Source organism: uncultured Acetobacteroides sp. (assembly GCF_963667355.2).
GTDB lineage: Bacteria > Bacteroidota > Bacteroidia > Bacteroidales > ZOR0009 > Acetobacteroides.
In genome coordinates this window covers 378682-395542 of record NZ_OY763328.2, presented here as the reverse complement: position 1 = coordinate 395542, position 16861 = coordinate 378682, and the positions used below count along the sequence as shown (strand labels likewise).

The window sequence follows — 16861 nt, the reverse complement described above, 5'->3', positions numbered from 1 at the left end:
CCCACCCCCTACCCCCTCCAAGGAGGGGACAACTATTTTCAATCATGCACTAATGCTTGATATCTATCTTCATTCTTTCAAAGCAGAGCACTAAACATCCTTCGCTTGAAGGTCAGGCCTGTGGCATTGCCCTTATGGCGCTGGATTAACCTCTTTTATAGTATACTTCGATGGGGTGTGCTAGCATATTAACGATAATAGTACTAGTTTTGCGGCACTTTTGCCTAGTTATAGGCATTGATTAAAACTTAGGATAATCGAATGATTACAGTCTCAAATCTGGCGATTCAGTTCGGGAAGCGCGTTCTTTTTCAAGATGTGAATTTGAAGTTTACCCCCGGCAATTGCTACGGTATTATTGGCGCAAACGGTGCCGGAAAGTCTACATTTTTAAAGATGCTTAGTGGTACGCAGGACTCCACCCGTGGAAAAATAGAGCAAGGGCCGGGCGAGCGTATGTCAGTGCTTAAGCAGGACCACTTCGAATTCGACGAGTTTCGCGTGCTGGATGCGGTGCTGATGGGCCATACCGTTCTCTGGGGCATCATGCAGGAGAAGGATGCGCTTTACGCAAAGCCCGATTTCTCGGAAGAGGATGGCATCCGCGCCTCGGAGCTTGAGGAGAAGTTCGGCGAGATGGACGGATGGAACTCCGAAAGCGATGCGGCCATGCTCCTAAGCGGCCTAGGCATTAAGGAGGATAGCCACTACAAGCTCATGAAGGAGCTCAACGGTAAGGAAAAGGTGAAGGTGCTGCTGGCGCAGGCCCTATTCGGCAAGCCCGACAACCTGCTGCTCGATGAGCCTACCAACGACCTCGACCTCGAAACCGTAATGTGGCTCGAAAACTACCTCTCCAACTTCGACAATACCCTTTTGGTGGTATCGCACGACCGCCACTTCCTCGACTCGGTGTGTACGCACATCGTAGATATCGACTTTGGCAAGGTTAAGCTATTCCCCGGTAACTATAGCTTCTGGTACGAGAGCAGCCAGCTGGCCCTCCGCCAGCAGGCCAACCAAAATAAGAAGGCCGAAGAGCGCAAGAAGGAGCTGCAGGAGTTCATCCAGCGCTTTAGCGCCAACGTGGCCAAGAGTAAGCAAACCACCAGCCGTAAGAAGATGCTCGAGAAGCTCAACGTGGAGGAGATTCAGCCCTCAACCCGCCGCTACCCCGGTATCATCTTTACCCCCGAGCGCGAAACCGGCAACAGCATCCTCGAGGTTAAGGACCTCAACAAGGTGGCTGAGGATGGTACCGTGCTGCTCAAGGACGTTAGCTTTACCGTAGAGAAGGACGAGAAGATCGTCTTCCTATCGAAGAATCCGTTGGCCATGACCGCCCTCTTCGAGATCCTCAACGGCCACATGCAGCCCGATTCCGGCTCGTTCGACTGGGGTATCACTATCACCACCGCATACCTGCCCTTGGAGAACGGCGATTTCTTCCAGAACGAGATGAACCTGGTGGAGTGGCTGGGCCAGTATTCGTCGGATACCAGCGAGAGCTTCCTCCGCGGCTACCTCGGCAAGATGCTCTTCTCGGGCGAGGAGATCTACAAGAAGTCGAGCGTGCTTTCGGGAGGCGAGAAGATGCGCTGCATGATCTCGCGCATGATGCTCCGCAACGCCAACGTGATGATCTTGGACAATCCCACCAACCACCTCGACCTAGAGTCGATTCAGGCCTTCAACAACACCCTTACCAACTTTAAGGGTAACGTGCTGATGTCCTCGCACGACCACGAGTTCATCGAAACCGTGTGTAACCGTATCATCGAGCTTACGCCAACCGGCATTATCGATAAGCAGATGGACTACGACGACTACATCACCAGCGATAAGATTAAGGAACTCCGCGATAGCATGTATCAATAGCATAAAAAATCCCGCCACCGAGCGGGATTTTTTGTAGAGACGCGTTTCAAACGCGTCTCAATTGATCCCCAATTTATCAGATGCGTTTCAAACGCATCTCTACGTGTTTGTAGGCTTTGACTTCTTTATCTTCTCCAGTATCATCCTTTCAATCTCGTCCATCTGTTCCACGGGCAGCCCCTGCACCAGCTTCACCAGCCCCACGGCGGCATCCTTGCGGCGGATGGACTGTAGAGCATGCCCCTCGATGTCGTTTTCGGGCTTCGATGGCGTCCACTCGAACAGGTCGTTTGGGGTACAGTTTAGCCCTAGGCATATCTCCTCAAGGTCGTCTACGTCTACCTTTTGGGTTAGGCTTCGCGACAGGTGGTATGCCTTGTTGTGCTTGTAGCCCTGCTTCTTTAGGTAGACGTAGGCATTGTCGATTCCTTTAAGGGCAAGCACGCGCGAGATGTTCATTTTTAGCATGTCGTTTAGATTTTTTGGGGTTACTTCCGCTAATTTATGGCATTCTTCATTTCGATGGACCGTTTGCCCCCAGAAAAATGGCGATTCCCCTCCGAAAAATTGAAAAGCCACCCCTAGGGATGGCCAATTCTGTGCTTGTTTCGATATCCGTAGCTGTACAAAGGAGCTGATCGGAATCCACTTTGATATTTGTAGATGTACAGAAGAACTAACTGGAACCCATTTGAGTCTTTGTAGATGTACAGAAGAATTAGTCGGAACCCGTTTGAGTATTTGTATATGTAAGGAAGAGCTAACTGGAACCCATTTGGGTATTTGTAGATGTACGGAAGAGCTAACCGGAAACCGTTTTGGTATTCGTAGTTGTTCGGAAGGACTAATCGGAGTACGAATTGGTATCAGTAGCCCTTCCGAAGAGCTACGGGGTGTACGAGTAGGCTACGGCAGCTGGCTTATAGCACCCGAGCCATCCGCTCCACCGCCTCCTTTACGTAGGCGCGGGGACAGGCCAGGTTGATGCGGCGGAAGCCGCGGCCGTTGGTGCCAAACGTGCTGCCGCTGTTGAGGCCAACTTGGGCCTCGTGGATCAGTTTGCGGTCGAGCGCATCATCGTCAAGACCGTATGCGCTAAAGTCCATCCAAGCCAGGTAGGTTCCCTCGGGCTTGTAGAGCGTAACCTTGGGCAGCATTGCTTTAAGCAGCTCCTCCAGCAGGTCGGCATTGCCCTTGATGTAGGTAACGAGCTGGTCGAGCCACTCGTCGCCGTGGCGGTAGGCCGCCTCGAGCCCCACGATGCCGGCGATGTTGCCCATGCCGAGGTGCAGCTGCTGCTCCAGCACGTGGAGGTAGCGGGCTCGTCGCTCGGCGTTGGGGATTACCGCGTAGGCCGTCGATAGCCCCGCCAGGTTAAAGGTCTTGCTGGGCGCCATAAAGGTGACGCTGGCCGCGGCAAAGCGCTCGTCGAGGTTGGCGATGTGCAGGTGCCTATGTGGGGGAAGGATGATGTCGGAGTGGATTTCGTCGCTGATGATGGTAACGCCATGCTTCAGGCACAGCTCGCCGATGCGGCGCAACTCCTCCTCGTCGAACACGCGGCCCACGGGGTTGTGCGGGTTGCTAAGGATGATGGCCTTTGCGCCCGCGAGCTTCTGGTCGAGATCATCGAAGTCGATCACGAAGCGTCCGTCGGCCACCGTAAGCGGGTTTTCCACCAGCGTGCGGCCGTTGTGGTTTACGGCATCGAAGAAGGGCGGGTACACGGGCGTTTGGATGACGATTCGGTCGCCGGGGTTGGTGTAGGCCAGCACGGCCACGTTGAGGCCGGGCACCACGCCGGGGCAGTGGGCAATCCAGTCGCGCTCGATGCTCCAGCCGTTGCGGCGCTTCACCCAGCCGATGATGGCCTCGAAGTAGGAGTCGGGGCGAAGGGTGTACCCCAGCACGGGGTGCGTAAGGCGCTGGGCGATGGCGTCGATCACGAATTGGGGCGAGCGGAAGTCCATATCGGCCACCCATAGCGGGAGTACCTCGGGGTTGCCGAAGACGCCCTGGCGGGCATCCCACTTGATGCAGGAGGTGTTGGTGCGGTCCACCACCTCGTCGAAGTTGTAGGTCATGGTCTTTTAGTTTGATATGAGGGTTGCTGCTTGCGGTGTGCGATTCCGAGCGGCTCCGTCGCATGCCGAGCAGCGCAAAGTAACAAAAAAGGGGGAGCAGCTGCTCCCCCCTTTTTATTTGGAGTTACGAAAAGTCGATATTACTTGTTTAGCTGGCTAATCTTGCCGAACATGCCGTCAACCTTCTCAAGAAGTTCCTTCCAGATGGCCTTGTAGTAGGCTCTCACGAGCTTCTTGTTGTCTTTTCCATCAGGCGTGTTAGCGCGGCTGATCATCTCCTGGCGAAGCTCAATGGCCTCGTTGATGATATTGATCGCTTCTGCTTGCTTTGCTGGATGGAAGTAGGAGAACGTATAACAGTCTGCAACAACTTCGCTCACTAGGTAGTCGATGTCCTTTTTTAGTCTTCTTACGCTTGCCATACTATGTAGGTATTTGTTGATTATGGCGCAAATTTAGCATCTTTTTAATACAAATTTTAAGCCTTTTGAGTTTTTTGAAGTTTATAAATGAAAATTATCGAAGGCGTGGTTAGTTATGCTATTTTTGTCGCCTGTTGTGGATATGCCGCGAATCATTATAGAGTAAATGAAAAGACGTTTCAAGACTGCGTTTTGGAGGCGGATAGAGCTGCTTGCCAGGCTTAAAAAAAATGTGGATAAGCTCGTTTCTACCGTACTAGCTCTGACCAGTATTTTTAGCATAGCGCTTATCGTATACGAGGTGGGCTTCGACCTTAGCGACGAATTTTATGCTGAGGCCAGCAGGTTCTACTTTGTTGCGCTGCTAATCTTTTTTGTTAGCTTCCTTTTTCGTTCGTTTAAGCAGGAATTCCGCGAAGCGAGAGAGACGCGGCACTACTATGTGTGGGGCTTTTTTGCGGTGATTTTTTTTCTCTTGCTGATCGCCTACATTAAGCCCGACGAGTATATCCGAACAAAGGCACCCTTGCTTGCTGTGTTTAAGAGTCAAGTATTCACCTACGTGTTTCTGCTTGTGCTGTCGGTTATGGAGCTATCCCGCTCCACCTTCGGCTTTTTGAAGAAGGAGATCAACACCTCGCTCATATTTGCCTTCAGCTTTTTCTTTATCATCTTCGTGGGGGCGGGGCTGCTGATGCTCCCCAACTCTACAACGCATGGCATCACCTTCGTAGATGCGCTGTTTACATCAACAAGCGCGGTGTGCGTTACCGGCTTGGTTGCTGTCGATACCGGAACTGCCTTTACTACCCTTGGCCAGTTCTTCATTATCATGCTTATTCAGATCGGCGGTATTGGCGTGATGACGCTAACCTCTTTCTTCGGTATCTTTTTGGTGAATAAGCTCTCGTTTAAGAACCAGATCAACATGGGCGACTTTATTAGCGAGGAAAACCTAGGCGAGATATTCCGTACGCTGATGAAGATTGTACTGGTAACCTTCATCATCGAGGCAATAGGTGCAGTCTTTATATACTTCTCGGTTAAGGATACAATAGGGGATGTGAGCGAGGTGTACTACGCAATTTTCCACTCCATATCGGCGTTCTGCAATGCGGGCTTTTCGTTCTTTGGCGATAGCCTGTACGATGCGCGTGTACGCTATAACTATAGCCTGCATACCTACATCTCGTTGCTGATTATCTTTGGAGGTATTGGCTATCCCATTCTGTTTAACTACATGCAGCTGGTAAAGCATGTGGTGCGAAACAAGGTTCGGCAGCTGTTTGGGCTGCAGCATCGCTACCACCATCTGCCCAAGATTATCAACTTGCATACGAAGCTGGTGGTGTATACCACGCTCATCTTGCTGGTGGTTGGCACGGTATTCTTTGCAATTTTCGAGTATAACAACACGCTGAAGGGGCTGCCCTGGTACGGCGTGCTGGCCGAGTCGTTTTTGGGATCGGTAACGCCAAGAACTGCTGGGTTTAATTCGGTAAACATGGGGCAAATTCTACCTCAAACCATTTTGCTCACCATGTTCCTGATGTGGGTTGGTGCATCGCCCGTATCTACCGGTGGTGGTATCAAAACAACGACGTTTGCAATTGCTGTACTTAATGTTTGGAATACTATGAGGGGGCGTGAACGTCTCGAAATCGGGGGGCGCGAGATTACCAACAGCACGCTGCTGAGGGCTTTCTCTGCCATTCTCCTCTCCGTTTTTATGATTGGGTTGTCCAGCTCGCTGATAAAGCTTTTTGAGCCTAAAATAGATATGATGGCTATCGTATTCGAGTGTATCTCGGCGCTAAGTACCGTGGGGCTGTCGTTGAATATTACCCCAACGCTCGACGATGGCAGTAAAATCGTTCTAATCTCCACCATGTTTATTGGTAGGGTAGGAGCGCTTACGTTTTTATCGGGATTTGTTAAGCATTCCGCGGAACTGAATTACCGCTATCCGAAAACTAGCATATTTGTCAACTAGAAATTATTCGTGTTATGAAATATATCATTATAGGACTAGGAAACTACGGCTCGGTGCTTGCCGAGCGCCTTACGTCTATGGGGCACGAGGTAATCGGTATCGACTCGAATAGCCATAGAGTCGAGGAGTTAAAATCGAAGATTACCAGCACCATTTGTATGGATATAAACGAGGTGCACCTACTTAAGGTGCTCCCACTTAATGATGCCGATGCGGTTGTGGTGGCAATTGGCGAAAATGTTGGCGCTTCAATTCTTGTTTCGGCAGAGCTAAAGCAGCTAAAGGTGAATAAGCTAATCGGTCGTGCAATCTCCACCCTGCATACCACCGTGCTTGAGGCTATTGGGGTAGACGAGGTGGTAACGCCGGAGAAAGATTCGGCAGAAGACTTTGCGCTTCGCCTGGATGTAAAGGGGCTTCAAGACTCGTTTCCTGTTGCCGAAGGCTTCCGCATAATCTCCATGGCAGCACCTCCTGTAGTAGTCGGACAAGCGGTGGGCGAGCTGCTCCTTGGCGATAAGTTCAACCTTAAACTGGTGACGATTATTCGAAAAGAGCATGTGATCAACTTCTTGGGATCGAAGTCGGTTGTCGAGAAGGTTATTCACCCAATTGGGCTGGGTACCATCATTGAGAAGGATGATATCCTTTACCTGTTTGGCGAATCGAAAAACCTGAAGGATTTCTCGCAGTTCTTTTCCTAGGAACGGCTATTTCTTAAAGATAAAGAACACGGCTAGAATCAGGAAGCCAAATCCAATAAGGTGGTTCATTTTTAAGGTCTCGGTTTTGAAAACCAGTAGGCTGAAGCTCATGAAAACCACTAGGGTGATAACTTCCTGAAGCACCTTTAGCTCGACTAGCGAAAATGGTCCCCCATTTTGGTTGAAGCCGATACGGTTGGCTGGAACTTGGAAGAAGTACTCAAAAAGAGCGATTCCCCAGCTTATAAGGACTACAGCAAAAAGTGGAAGTGCGTGAAACCAGCTGTATTCTTTGAATTTGAGATGCCCGTACCAGGCAAAAGTCATAAAGATGTTTGAAAGAACCAACAGCGATATGGTGAGTAAAACTTTCATCTTGTTCTTTTCTTTTGGGGGGCAAATATAGTAGTTTAGCCTCAAAAGTAGTTTTGCGTTTCGGACGTAATAGAATTTAATAACACACACTATGATACTTGATTCGATTAATCAGCTACAATGCTATTCGGCTTTTCTTCCTGCTGTAGAAAAGATTGTAGACTATATTAACTCCGTAGATTTAAATAATCTTCCATCCGAAAAGGTCTTCATTGATGGTGAGAACCTCTTTGTAATTCCTTCGGTTTCTAAAGGAAAACTCGCAAAGGACGCTAAGCTAGAAGCGCATAATGTATATGCCGATCTTCAGCTATGCCTTAGCGATGGCGAGACTTTTGGATGGAAGGATCGAAAGGAATGTCAGCAGCCAATAGGGGAGTATAGTCACGAAAAAGATATTATCTTCTTCGACGATCAGCCAACAACCTATGTTTCCGTAAAACAAAACGAGTTTGTGCTTTTTATGCCCTGGGATGCTCACGCACCCCTTATTTGCGAAGGAGAGGTTACGAAACTCATATTTAAAATAAAGGTAGGTTGATTTGTTTAGTGTAAAAGTAGGGTATAATACCTAATTATTTTTTCAAAGGAGATGGCAATTGTCATCTCCTTTTTTAGTTTTGTGTTTTATTTAATGGCAAATAATGAAATTAAGCAGTAGGGTTCCCGATTCTCATTACCTATTTCGATACTTAGCGTTTGCATTTGCTACTAAAGCAAAGCAGTCGGTCTTCGATTTTCGTTATTTCCCTTTTAAGGTTTTAAAAGGTGATGAGAATATTGCTTTGGATACCAATCTAGATTCCTCGATTGGCAGAATTCCAATTGCTCATAATAATCTAGCGCAAACTCTTGATGAGTTAGTTCGACATACAGATACCCTTTCGTTCTTAGTTTTAAAGGATGGGAAAGTTGCCTACGAATACTATGCTGATGGAATTAATGGGCGAACACCTATGCTGTGCTACTCAATTACCAAAAGTATCTTTGCAAGTTACTTGTCTGTACTAGAAAGCGGTGGAGTTATTTCCTTTTCCGATGCGTTGAGAAAGTATCATAGTCATTTGCCAGACTTTGTTGCAAATCGAACTTTTCAGAGCTTGATGAACATGGAGTCGGGTATACGTTATAGGCATGGTAAAAGCCCTTTTACCGATATGGCGAAGTTTTGGCTATCTCCAGATATTCGAAAGGATTTAAGATCAATAAAGCCTTGCTGCGAGGGTAATGGCTATTTTTACTACAACGATATCCATTTGCACCTGCTCACCCGAATGGTAGATAGCCGGATTTCCGACTTGTCGGTAGATATCAACCATAATTTTTGGCAGCACCTAAAGCCTACTTCAAATGCGCTTTTCTGCATGGATAGCTTAGAGGGGAGGTATTTGAAGATGGATGGGGGTATGGCAGTTGCGCCTTACGATTTGGCTAAGTTTGGCTTACTCTATGGTAATGACGGCACGATTTATGGGAAGCAGCTGCTTAATAGCGAATGGTGTGCTAACCTAAAGAGTTCGGATGACGTAAGAACCGATTTGGAGTACTGGGATTTATATCGCCAAATGAAGCACGATTGGTATTCAATCTTTAGTCAAGAACGTACCTATTACAAGAATTTTTGGTGGGGAGTTAAGCAGGATGAAGGTCCAAACGACATATATGCAATGGGGATTTTGGGGCAGTTTGTCTATGTCTCTACTCGGAATAATGTTGTTATTGTGAGGCAGGGCAATAGTTGGGGGGTGAAAGGCTGGTGGCCCTACATATTCGAGGAGTTAGCTTCTAAAGTCTAGTTTTATCAGAAATTGAGGTGTGGCTGCTTTTGTAGTAGCGATATGCAAAAAGTAAGGCTGACCTTTTGGGTCAGCCTTACTTTTTATATTTTTTGTAATGGACTGCTAGGCATGTCGTAAACTAACGAATGGGCTTCGATGGTAAACCAGTCCTCGAAAACCTCCCATGATCTTTCAGTTGGCCATAAACTTTCGTCGGAATACCAATCGAGCAGCTCATTTCTAAAGATCTGATCGTAATTCTTTTCGAGATATTCAACTATTTCATCTTCATTCTCGAATTCAGGAATCAGGTAAACGTTAAAGTCTCCACTTTCTTCAATCTCTTCTAAATCAAACTGCTCATCAACTGATAAAAGCCAATCCCAGAAAGGCTTTTGTGGAATTACAGCTAGCGCGTTCCTGTTAACAATCTTCATTATAAACTATTTTTATGGTTAGATGTTCCTTTGTAGTTTACGCATCAGAATATGGTTGAGCGTAACGTAAAACGGTTCATCTTTTGGGTTAAACAAATGTAGCGAAGAAATTCGAACTCTTCAAAATGAATCCTGCGAAAGCAGATTTTCTTCAACACTAAAAAAAAAACGTAATTAGTTGGCATTGTTATTATTCTTTGCAAAATTTGCTCCGCTTTATAAACACTCATTTTTTTATGTTAGGAATAGATACGGTGCATTTTATCATGCTAGTATTGTTGGTGATAGCAACTGCTGCCTTTGAGTTCATCAACGGGTTTCACGATACAGCAAATGCTGTTGCGACGGTAATTTACACCAATTCGCTTAAGCCTAAGACTGCTGTAATTTGGTCTGGATTGTGGAATGTTCTGGGCGTGTACGTAGGAGGAGTTGCTGTGGCAATGGGTATTATGCACCTTATACCTGCAGAGATGCTTGCTGACCACAACGTATACAAGGCAATGGCATTAATTTGGGCAATTATTCTTACGGCTATAGCCTGGAACTTCTTTACTTGGTACTACGGTATTCCTTGTTCGAGTTCGCATACGCTTATTGGTGCTATTTTTGGCGCAGGGTTGGCTTACACTCTGCTACATCCCGAATCTTCTGTTGTTCTAAACTGGCAAAAGATTATTGATATAGGATTAGCCTTGCTGATCACCCCTGTTTTGGGATTTGTACTAGCGTTAGGGATGATGTACATTCTGTTTAAGGTGGTAAAGAAGAAAAAGATTTTCAAGGAGCCTAAGGAGAAGAAAGCGCCTCCTTTTTGGATACGCTCTTTAATGATATTTACCTCTACCTGCGTAAGTTTCTCGCACGGGTCTAACGATGGGCAGAAGGGGGTTGGCTTAATGATGATGATTCTTGTAGCTCTTGCACCAGCATACTTTGCCCTTGATAATAATAAGGATCCTAGGGATTTGGTTGAAAGCATCCAGCGTGTAGAGTCTGTTCTTAATAGGGTAGATTCAACCAAATTAAGTTATGGAGAGAAGCAAACCGTAGCTATATCTGTTGCAAAGTTTAATGCTTTGGCTGCTGATTTATCTAAGGTAGATAAGTTTAGCGAACTGCCTCATAATGTAGTTGCTGATGCTAGGGTGGACCTTACTAATTCTGCAAAAAAACTAAAAGCCTTAGAGGAAGAAAATAGCGATGCCTTTGTTGGCGTAAATAAACGAGATATTAAGCGTTTTAAAAGTGATTTAAAAGGGATTGATAGCTATGCTGAATATGTTCCTATATGGGTAATTCTTTTAATTTCCATTTCATTAGGTCTTGGTACTATGATAGGATGGAAGCGAATAGTAGTTACCATTAGCGAGAAAATTGGGAAAACGCAGATGTCATATGCTCAAGGGGCAACATCTGGAGTTATTGCTGCTTCTACTATTTCACTATCGTCGGTTATCGGTTTGCCTGTTAGTACAACGCATATTTTATCGTCGGGGATTGCGGGTTCGATGGTTGCAAGTGGAGGTTTGAAGAACCTTCAGACAAAAACTCTGAAGAACATTGGAATTGCTTGGTTGGTAACCCTGCCTATTACCATTTTGGTGTCAGGATTGCTGTATTGGCTATTCCTTTCAATTATAAATTAGTAATTGATAAGATATTTAAAAACGCCGAAAAGGGGGTGATTTGTTGATCGCCTCCTTTTCGGCGTTTTTATGCGTTGAAACTGCGTAAGGCAGAATGTCAGAGACGGCTTTGAAATACTTTTAAAAGCCGAAAAAGAATGCAACAACCTAGCCTTTTATCTAAATCTTAAGCATATAAAATGATCACCTATGAAACGTCATGATGTTGTATTTATCCTTGTAGTCTTGGCTCTTTTTGCGCCATTTTTTCTCTCTCAATCTCTTTATGAGATCTACTGTAAGTTTAATCTTGAGCATGGACTTGTGATGAGCTTCATAAAGTTTGCCATTTTGGCGACTTTGGGCGAGTCCTTGGGCTTGAGAATTCGGAAAGGGATTTACGACTATAAAGGTTTTGGTCTATTACCCCGGGCTGTCGTTTGGGGCTTCTTAGGGATTGCCATTAAGGTTTCCTTTTTGCTGTTTCTGCCGGGAGCGGTAAATTTACTGGGTTATCTAGGTGCTGCTGGCGATTCGTTTGGTTTTAAGTTCTTGCAGTCCTTTACAGCCTCATCCCTTATGAACCTAATATTTGCTCCTGTGATGATGTCGCTTCACAAAATAACCGACACCCATATTTTAGAAACAGGGGGTACTGTAAAAGGTCTTTTCTCAAAGATTGATGTTGCTGTAATACTACAAAAGGTAGATTGGCGCATGATGTGGGGTTTTGTTTTCAAAAAAACGATACCACTTTTTTGGATACCCGCACATACCATAACCTTTTTGCTTCCTGCAAGTTTTCAGGTGCTTTTTGCTGCTATTCTTGGAGTAGTATTGGGTGTTATACTTGCTTTTGCTGCCAATAAAGCGAAGTAGAAGCAGGAATTTGACTATATTCGCACACGGAAAATTTGAAAAGGGAAAGAGTTCTTTAGTAAGATTGAAAGATTCGGCATAAAACCGATTTACTTAGAAGTTCTCTTTTTACGTATGATATGGAAACGGCTTCAGGTTTAACAACCTGTAAGTCGTTTTTTTTTGCCTCTATCAGACTTTTTGTACTAATAGTATTTGAAGATTTGAGCGATGTGGATTGGTAATTGTAAGTTGCAGGCAATGATTTGTAATAATGTGTAATCGCAGGTGGGTGGCAATCTTATATTTTGTCATTGATTTATTTGTTGTTGCCTACAATGTGATATCATATATGCTTGAAATGTTTATAAATTATTTGTCAAGCCAAGAAAAAACTATTAAATCGTTTTTATTTATTAAAATAATCAGTAAAATTGTCAAACTGAAAATCAATCATCTTGTGGTTATGCATCAAACCCCTATAAACATTGAAACCGTGGATCGGTTGAAGCGCGAATCAGGTATTGCAAGTATAGGCAAAGCCTCTATACGCGAACTTGTTAAATTGGTAAACCAAATTGAAAGTGCAACCAATTCCCAGTTTGTAAAGATGGAGATGGGGGTGCCAGGATTAGCAACACCATCCATTGCTATTGAGGCAGAAATTGAGGCATTGAGGAATGGAGTTACATCGATTTACCCAAATATTGAAGGTATTGCTCCTTTAAAAAGAGAGGCTGCTCGATTTGTGAAGAATTTCCTCGACATAGATGTTCGCGAAGAGGGATGCATTCCAACTGTTGGTTCGATGCAAGGAGGAATGGCTGCTTTTATGGTTGCTGGCAGGTACGATAAGGCTAAGGATAATGTTCTTTTCATCGATCCAGGCTTTCCTGTTCAGAAAAACCAGCTAAAGATGCTTGGAATGAAGTACGAGACGTTTGATGTTTACAACTATCGTGGAGAGAAGTTGCGATCGAAGTTGGAAAAGTACTTGCAGCAGGGCAACATTTCGTGCATCATCTACTCAAATCCGAATAATCCAAGTTGGGTTTGTTTTACCGAGAAGGAACTACAAATAATTGGTGACTTGGCAACTCAATACGATGTAGTAGTAATTGAGGATTTAGCCTATTTCGCTATGGATTTTAGAACGGATAAGTCTAAGCCTGGTGTGCCACCATATCAGCCAACTGTTGCCAAATATACCGACAACTACCTGATGCTTATCTCGGGGTCGAAGGCATTCAGTTATGCTGGGCAGCGCATTGGCTGCGTGGTAATATCCGATGTGCTTTTTAGCCGTCGTTTCCCCGATCTAAAGCGCTACTTTCCCAGTGACGAATTTGGTAAGGCTATGATTTTTGGTCCGATTTACGGTCTTTCTTCTGGTGTTGCCCACTCGGTTCAGTACGGATTTGCAGCGCTTCTAAAGGCTGTGAACGATGGGGAGTACAACTTTGTTAAGGATACGCGTGAGTATGGCGAGAAGGCTAAAGTCTTGAAGCAGGTATTTGAGCAAAACGGCTTTCATATCGTTTACGACAGAGATGAGGATAAAATACTTGCCGATGGATTCTACTTTACCGTTGGCTACCAAAATCTAACAGGCGAAGAACTCGTAGAAGAGCTGCTTTACTATGGCATAAGCGCTATTTCGCTAAGTACAACCGGAAGCAACCGCGAGGGAATTCGGGCTTGCGTATCGCAGGTTGTCCGAAGCCAGTTCGATGTTCTGAATGAACGCTTGAAAAAATTTAACGAGAATCATAAGGTAGACAAGGCCGTTGCCAAATCTGCCGCATTATAAAATGTGTAATCCAACAAAATAACTGCATATGGCAAAAATTCGAGGAGCAATAGTTGTCGACACTGAGAAATGCAAAGGATGTTCTCTTTGCGTTGTTGCTTGTCCAACTAAAGTTATCAGCCTAGCGCAAGAGGTAAATGGTAAAGGCTATAACTACGCTTACATGGAAAATTCAGAGAGCTGCATCGGTTGTGCTAGCTGCGCACTAGTATGTCCCGACAGCGTTATTACGGTTTACAAGGCCAAAGTTGAGGCCTAATTTACCCTAACTAGAATAGCAAAAGAATATGAAAGAGCTAAGGCTAATGAAGGGGAATGAGGCTGTTGCAGAAGCTGCAATTCGTTGTGGTTGCGATGGCTATTTTGGATATCCAATTACCCCACAGTCCGAAGTAATGGAAACCCTAATGGTGAGAAAGCCATGGGAACAGACCGGGATGGTTGTTTTGCAGGCCGAAAGCGAAACGTCATCCATCAATATGCTCTACGGTGGTGCTGCTACCGGGAAAAAGGTAATGACTTCATCTTCGTCGCCAGGCGTTAGCCTTATGTGCGAAGGTTTGACATATTTGGCAGGTGCCGAGCTTCCTTGCTTGGTGGTTAACGTTGTTCGTGGAGGCCCAGGTCTTGGAACCATTCAGCCAGCACAGTCGGACTACTTCCAAGCCGTTAAGGGTGGTGGACACGGCGATTATCACATGATCGTTCTTGCACCAGCTTCGGTTCAGGAGATGTACGATTTCGTTGATCTATCCTTCGAACTTGCATTTAAGTATCGTACTCCAGCCATGATCCTATCTGACGGCGTTATCGGTCAGATGATGGAGAAGGTTTACCTTGATGACTACAAGCCACGCTGGTCTAAGGAGGATATCTTGAAGTTGCATGGCGAATGGGCTTGCACCGGTAAGACTGCCGATCGTGAGCGTCATATTGCAACATCGTTGGAGCTTGAGTCTGCTCGTCAGGAGCAGTTCAACCATAAGCTACAGGCTAAGTACAATACTATTCGCGAAAAAGAGGTTCGCTGCGAGGAGATCATGTGTGAGGATGCTGACTACATCATCGTTGCCTACGGTTCATCGGCCCGTATATCGTCGAAGGCGGTTGAGCTTTGCCGTGCCGAAGGGCTAAAGGTTGGGCTTCTTCGTCCAATCACCCTGTTCCCTTATCCTACCAAGGAAATTCAGGCTCACCTTTCGCACGTAAAGGGATTCCTTTCTGTTGAAATGAGCGCTGGACAAATGGTTGAGGATGTACGACTAGCCGTAAACGGAAAGGTTCCTGTTTACCACTACGGTAGGTATGGCGGTATGATCCCTTCGCCAAACGAGGTGGTTGATGCAATTAAGACTAACTTCTTAGGAGGAAAATAGCGATGGCAGAAATTTTAGTACAAGATATCGTTAAACCAGAAAACTTGGTTTACGAAAAAGCAAAAGTGCTTACCAATAATGTAATGCACTACTGTCCTGGTTGTACCCACGGCGTTATTCATAAGCTGATTGCCGAGGTTATTGACGAAATGGGCATTCAGGAAGATACCATTGGCGTATCGCCAGTAGGTTGTTCGGTGTTGGCCTACAACTACCTCGACATCGATTGGTTGCAAGCCGCTCACGGCCGTGCTCCCGCATTGGCTACCGCTGCAAAGCGCCTAAACCCAGAGAAGCACATCTTCACCTACCAAGGTGATGGCGACCTTGCTTCGATTGGTACTGCCGAAATCATGCACGCCTGCAACCGTGGCGAGAACATTGTAGTGATCTTCGTTAACAACGCCATCTACGGTATGACTGGAGGACAAATGGCTCCAACTACCCTGATTGGCCAAAAAACGGCAACCACCCCATACGGACGTTCGGTTGAGCTTAACGGACACCCATTGCGCATCACCGAGCTTATCGCTCAGCTGCCCGGTACATCGTATGTAACCCGCCAGAGCGCTCAAACTCCTGCTGCCGTTCGTAAGGCCAAGAAGGCAATTCGCAAGGCATTCGAGAATGCGGCTGCCCGTAAGGGAACCTCGTTTGTAGAGGTGGTAGGTACCTGCAACTCGGGTTGGAAGCTATCTCCAGTAAAATCGAACCAGTGGATGGAGGAAAACATGTTCCCATTCTATCCGCTTGGCGATCTTAAAGACGAATAGCCAATTCTAACATCAAAATTTCTAAAGCAATGAAAGAAGAAATCATTATAGCAGGATTTGGTGGACAAGGCGTTCTATCAATGGGAAAAATTCTCGCCTACTCGGGCATCATGCAGGGCCAAGAGGTAACCTGGATGCCTTCGTACGGCCCCGAAATGCGTGGTGGTACTGCTAACGTTACCGTAATCCTAAGCGACGACCGTATCAGTTCGCCCATCGTGCACGAGTACGATACGGCCATCATCCTTAACCAGCAGTCGATGGATAAGTTTGCCGAGTTGGTAAAGCCCGGTGGCGTGCTTATTTACGATCCTAACGGAATCGTAAACCATCCTACCCGTAAGGATATCAACATTTACAGGATAGAGGCTGCCGAGGAAGCTGCTCGCATGAACAACGCTAAAGCGTTTAACATGATCGTACTTGGCGGATTCCTAAGCCTAAAGCCTATCGTAAAGATGGAAAACGTGCGCAAGGGGCTCGAAAAGTCGCTTCCTGCCCGTCACCACCACCTTATTCCAATGAACGAGGAGGCTATCCAAAAGGGGATGGAAACTGTAAAGGCGGTTAATGTGCTTTAATAGCGAAGGTTATTTATAGAGTAAAAGCGGTCCATTTGGGCCGCTTTTTTTGTTGATGGACGTAAATGTTCCAAGTTTCGATGTGGTTTTTCATACAGCGATAAAAGAGTATCAAACTACGAAGTAAATATCTATACAGCGATAAATATGTATCAAACTACGTC

At 45.9% G+C, this 16861-nt stretch carries 17 protein-coding genes; 12 read left to right on the top strand and 5 right to left on the bottom strand.

All coding sequences use genetic code 11. The features are described from left to right. The first annotated feature begins 261 nt into the window (after positions 1-261). A complete protein-coding gene (locus ACHZA1_RS01655; protein WP_320053503.1) occupies positions 262-1878 on the top strand; it encodes an ATP-binding cassette domain-containing protein in 1617 nt (538 codons plus the stop codon). A gap of 99 nt (positions 1879-1977) precedes the next feature. Here the strand turns inward: ACHZA1_RS01655 and ACHZA1_RS01650 are convergent, their stop codons facing one another. From ACHZA1_RS01650 to ACHZA1_RS01640, 3 genes are all read right to left on the bottom strand, one after another. Further along, positions 1978-2346 (bottom strand): helix-turn-helix transcriptional regulator, encoded by a 369-nt coding sequence (locus ACHZA1_RS01650; protein ID WP_320053502.1) that lies wholly within the window; start codon positions 2344-2346, stop codon positions 1978-1980. Positions 2347-2798: 452 nt separating this feature from the next. Next, the gene (locus ACHZA1_RS01645) at positions 2799-3962 is read right to left on the bottom strand and encodes a MalY/PatB family protein (protein ID WP_320053501.1); all 1164 of its coding nucleotides are present in this window, start codon (positions 3960-3962) and stop codon (positions 2799-2801) included. A gap of 140 nt (positions 3963-4102) precedes the next feature. Further along, positions 4103-4384: a hypothetical protein gene (locus ACHZA1_RS01640; protein ID WP_320053500.1), complete on the bottom strand. Its 282-nt coding sequence runs from the start codon at positions 4382-4384 to the stop codon at positions 4103-4105. 166 nt (positions 4385-4550) lie between these two features. Here ACHZA1_RS01640 and ACHZA1_RS01635 point away from each other — a divergent pair, with 166 nt between their 5' ends. Beyond that, positions 4551-6377 (top strand): potassium transporter TrkG, encoded by a 1827-nt coding sequence (locus ACHZA1_RS01635; RefSeq protein WP_320053499.1) that lies wholly within the window; start codon positions 4551-4553, stop codon positions 6375-6377. 14 nt (positions 6378-6391) lie between these two features. Continuing rightward, entirely contained in the window at positions 6392-7081 is a 690-nt protein-coding gene (locus ACHZA1_RS01630) for a TrkA family potassium uptake protein (RefSeq protein ID WP_320053498.1), read from the top strand. Between the two features lie 6 nt (positions 7082-7087). Here the strand turns inward: ACHZA1_RS01630 and ACHZA1_RS01625 are convergent, their stop codons facing one another. Further along, positions 7088-7456 carry a DMT family protein gene (locus ACHZA1_RS01625; RefSeq protein ID WP_320053497.1) on the bottom strand — a complete coding sequence of 123 codons (369 nt, stop codon included), beginning with the start codon at positions 7454-7456 and terminating at the stop codon, positions 7088-7090. Positions 7457-7547: 91 nt separating this feature from the next. Between ACHZA1_RS01625 and ACHZA1_RS01620 the strand changes: the two genes are divergently transcribed. Both ACHZA1_RS01620 and ACHZA1_RS01615 read left to right on the top strand, forming a co-directional pair. Then, the gene (locus ACHZA1_RS01620) at positions 7548-7997 is read left to right on the top strand and encodes a YhcH/YjgK/YiaL family protein (protein WP_320053496.1); all 450 of its coding nucleotides are present in this window, start codon (positions 7548-7550) and stop codon (positions 7995-7997) included. 103 nt (positions 7998-8100) lie between these two features. Next, a complete protein-coding gene (locus ACHZA1_RS01615; protein WP_320053495.1) occupies positions 8101-9252 on the top strand; it encodes a serine hydrolase in 1152 nt (383 codons plus the stop codon). Positions 9253-9335: 83 nt separating this feature from the next. Here the strand turns inward: ACHZA1_RS01615 and ACHZA1_RS01610 are convergent, their stop codons facing one another. Then, on the bottom strand, positions 9336-9671 hold the full coding sequence (locus ACHZA1_RS01610; protein ID WP_320053494.1) for a hypothetical protein: 336 nt from the start codon (positions 9669-9671) through the stop codon (positions 9336-9338). A 236-nt stretch (positions 9672-9907) separates the two neighbouring features. Between ACHZA1_RS01610 and ACHZA1_RS01605 the strand changes: the two genes are divergently transcribed. The 7 genes from ACHZA1_RS01605 to ACHZA1_RS01575 all read left to right on the top strand — a co-directional run bounded on the left by ACHZA1_RS01605 (position 9908) and on the right by ACHZA1_RS01575 (position 16697). After that, positions 9908-11320, top strand: a complete 1413-nt coding sequence (locus ACHZA1_RS01605; RefSeq protein ID WP_320053493.1) for an inorganic phosphate transporter — start codon at positions 9908-9910, stop codon at positions 11318-11320. Between the two features lie 189 nt (positions 11321-11509). Continuing rightward, on the top strand, positions 11510-12178 hold the full coding sequence (locus ACHZA1_RS01600; RefSeq protein ID WP_320053492.1) for a hypothetical protein: 669 nt from the start codon (positions 11510-11512) through the stop codon (positions 12176-12178). 445 nt (positions 12179-12623) lie between these two features. Then, positions 12624-13967, top strand: a complete 1344-nt coding sequence (locus ACHZA1_RS01595) for an aminotransferase class I/II-fold pyridoxal phosphate-dependent enzyme (protein WP_394701086.1) — start codon at positions 12624-12626, stop codon at positions 13965-13967. A gap of 28 nt (positions 13968-13995) precedes the next feature. Further along, the gene (locus ACHZA1_RS01590) at positions 13996-14226 is read left to right on the top strand and encodes a 4Fe-4S binding protein (RefSeq protein WP_320053490.1); all 231 of its coding nucleotides are present in this window, start codon (positions 13996-13998) and stop codon (positions 14224-14226) included. 28 nt (positions 14227-14254) lie between these two features. Continuing rightward, complete coding sequence (locus tag ACHZA1_RS01585) at positions 14255-15343, top strand: 3-methyl-2-oxobutanoate dehydrogenase subunit VorB (RefSeq protein WP_320053489.1); 1089 nt, start codon at positions 14255-14257, stop codon at positions 15341-15343. A gap of 2 nt (positions 15344-15345) precedes the next feature. Beyond that, positions 15346-16116, top strand: a complete 771-nt coding sequence (locus ACHZA1_RS01580) for a thiamine pyrophosphate-dependent enzyme (protein ID WP_394701050.1) — start codon at positions 15346-15348, stop codon at positions 16114-16116. A 29-nt stretch (positions 16117-16145) separates the two neighbouring features. After that, the gene (locus tag ACHZA1_RS01575) at positions 16146-16697 is read left to right on the top strand and encodes a 2-oxoacid:acceptor oxidoreductase family protein (RefSeq protein WP_320053488.1); all 552 of its coding nucleotides are present in this window, start codon (positions 16146-16148) and stop codon (positions 16695-16697) included. Positions 16698-16861 lie beyond the last annotated feature (164 nt).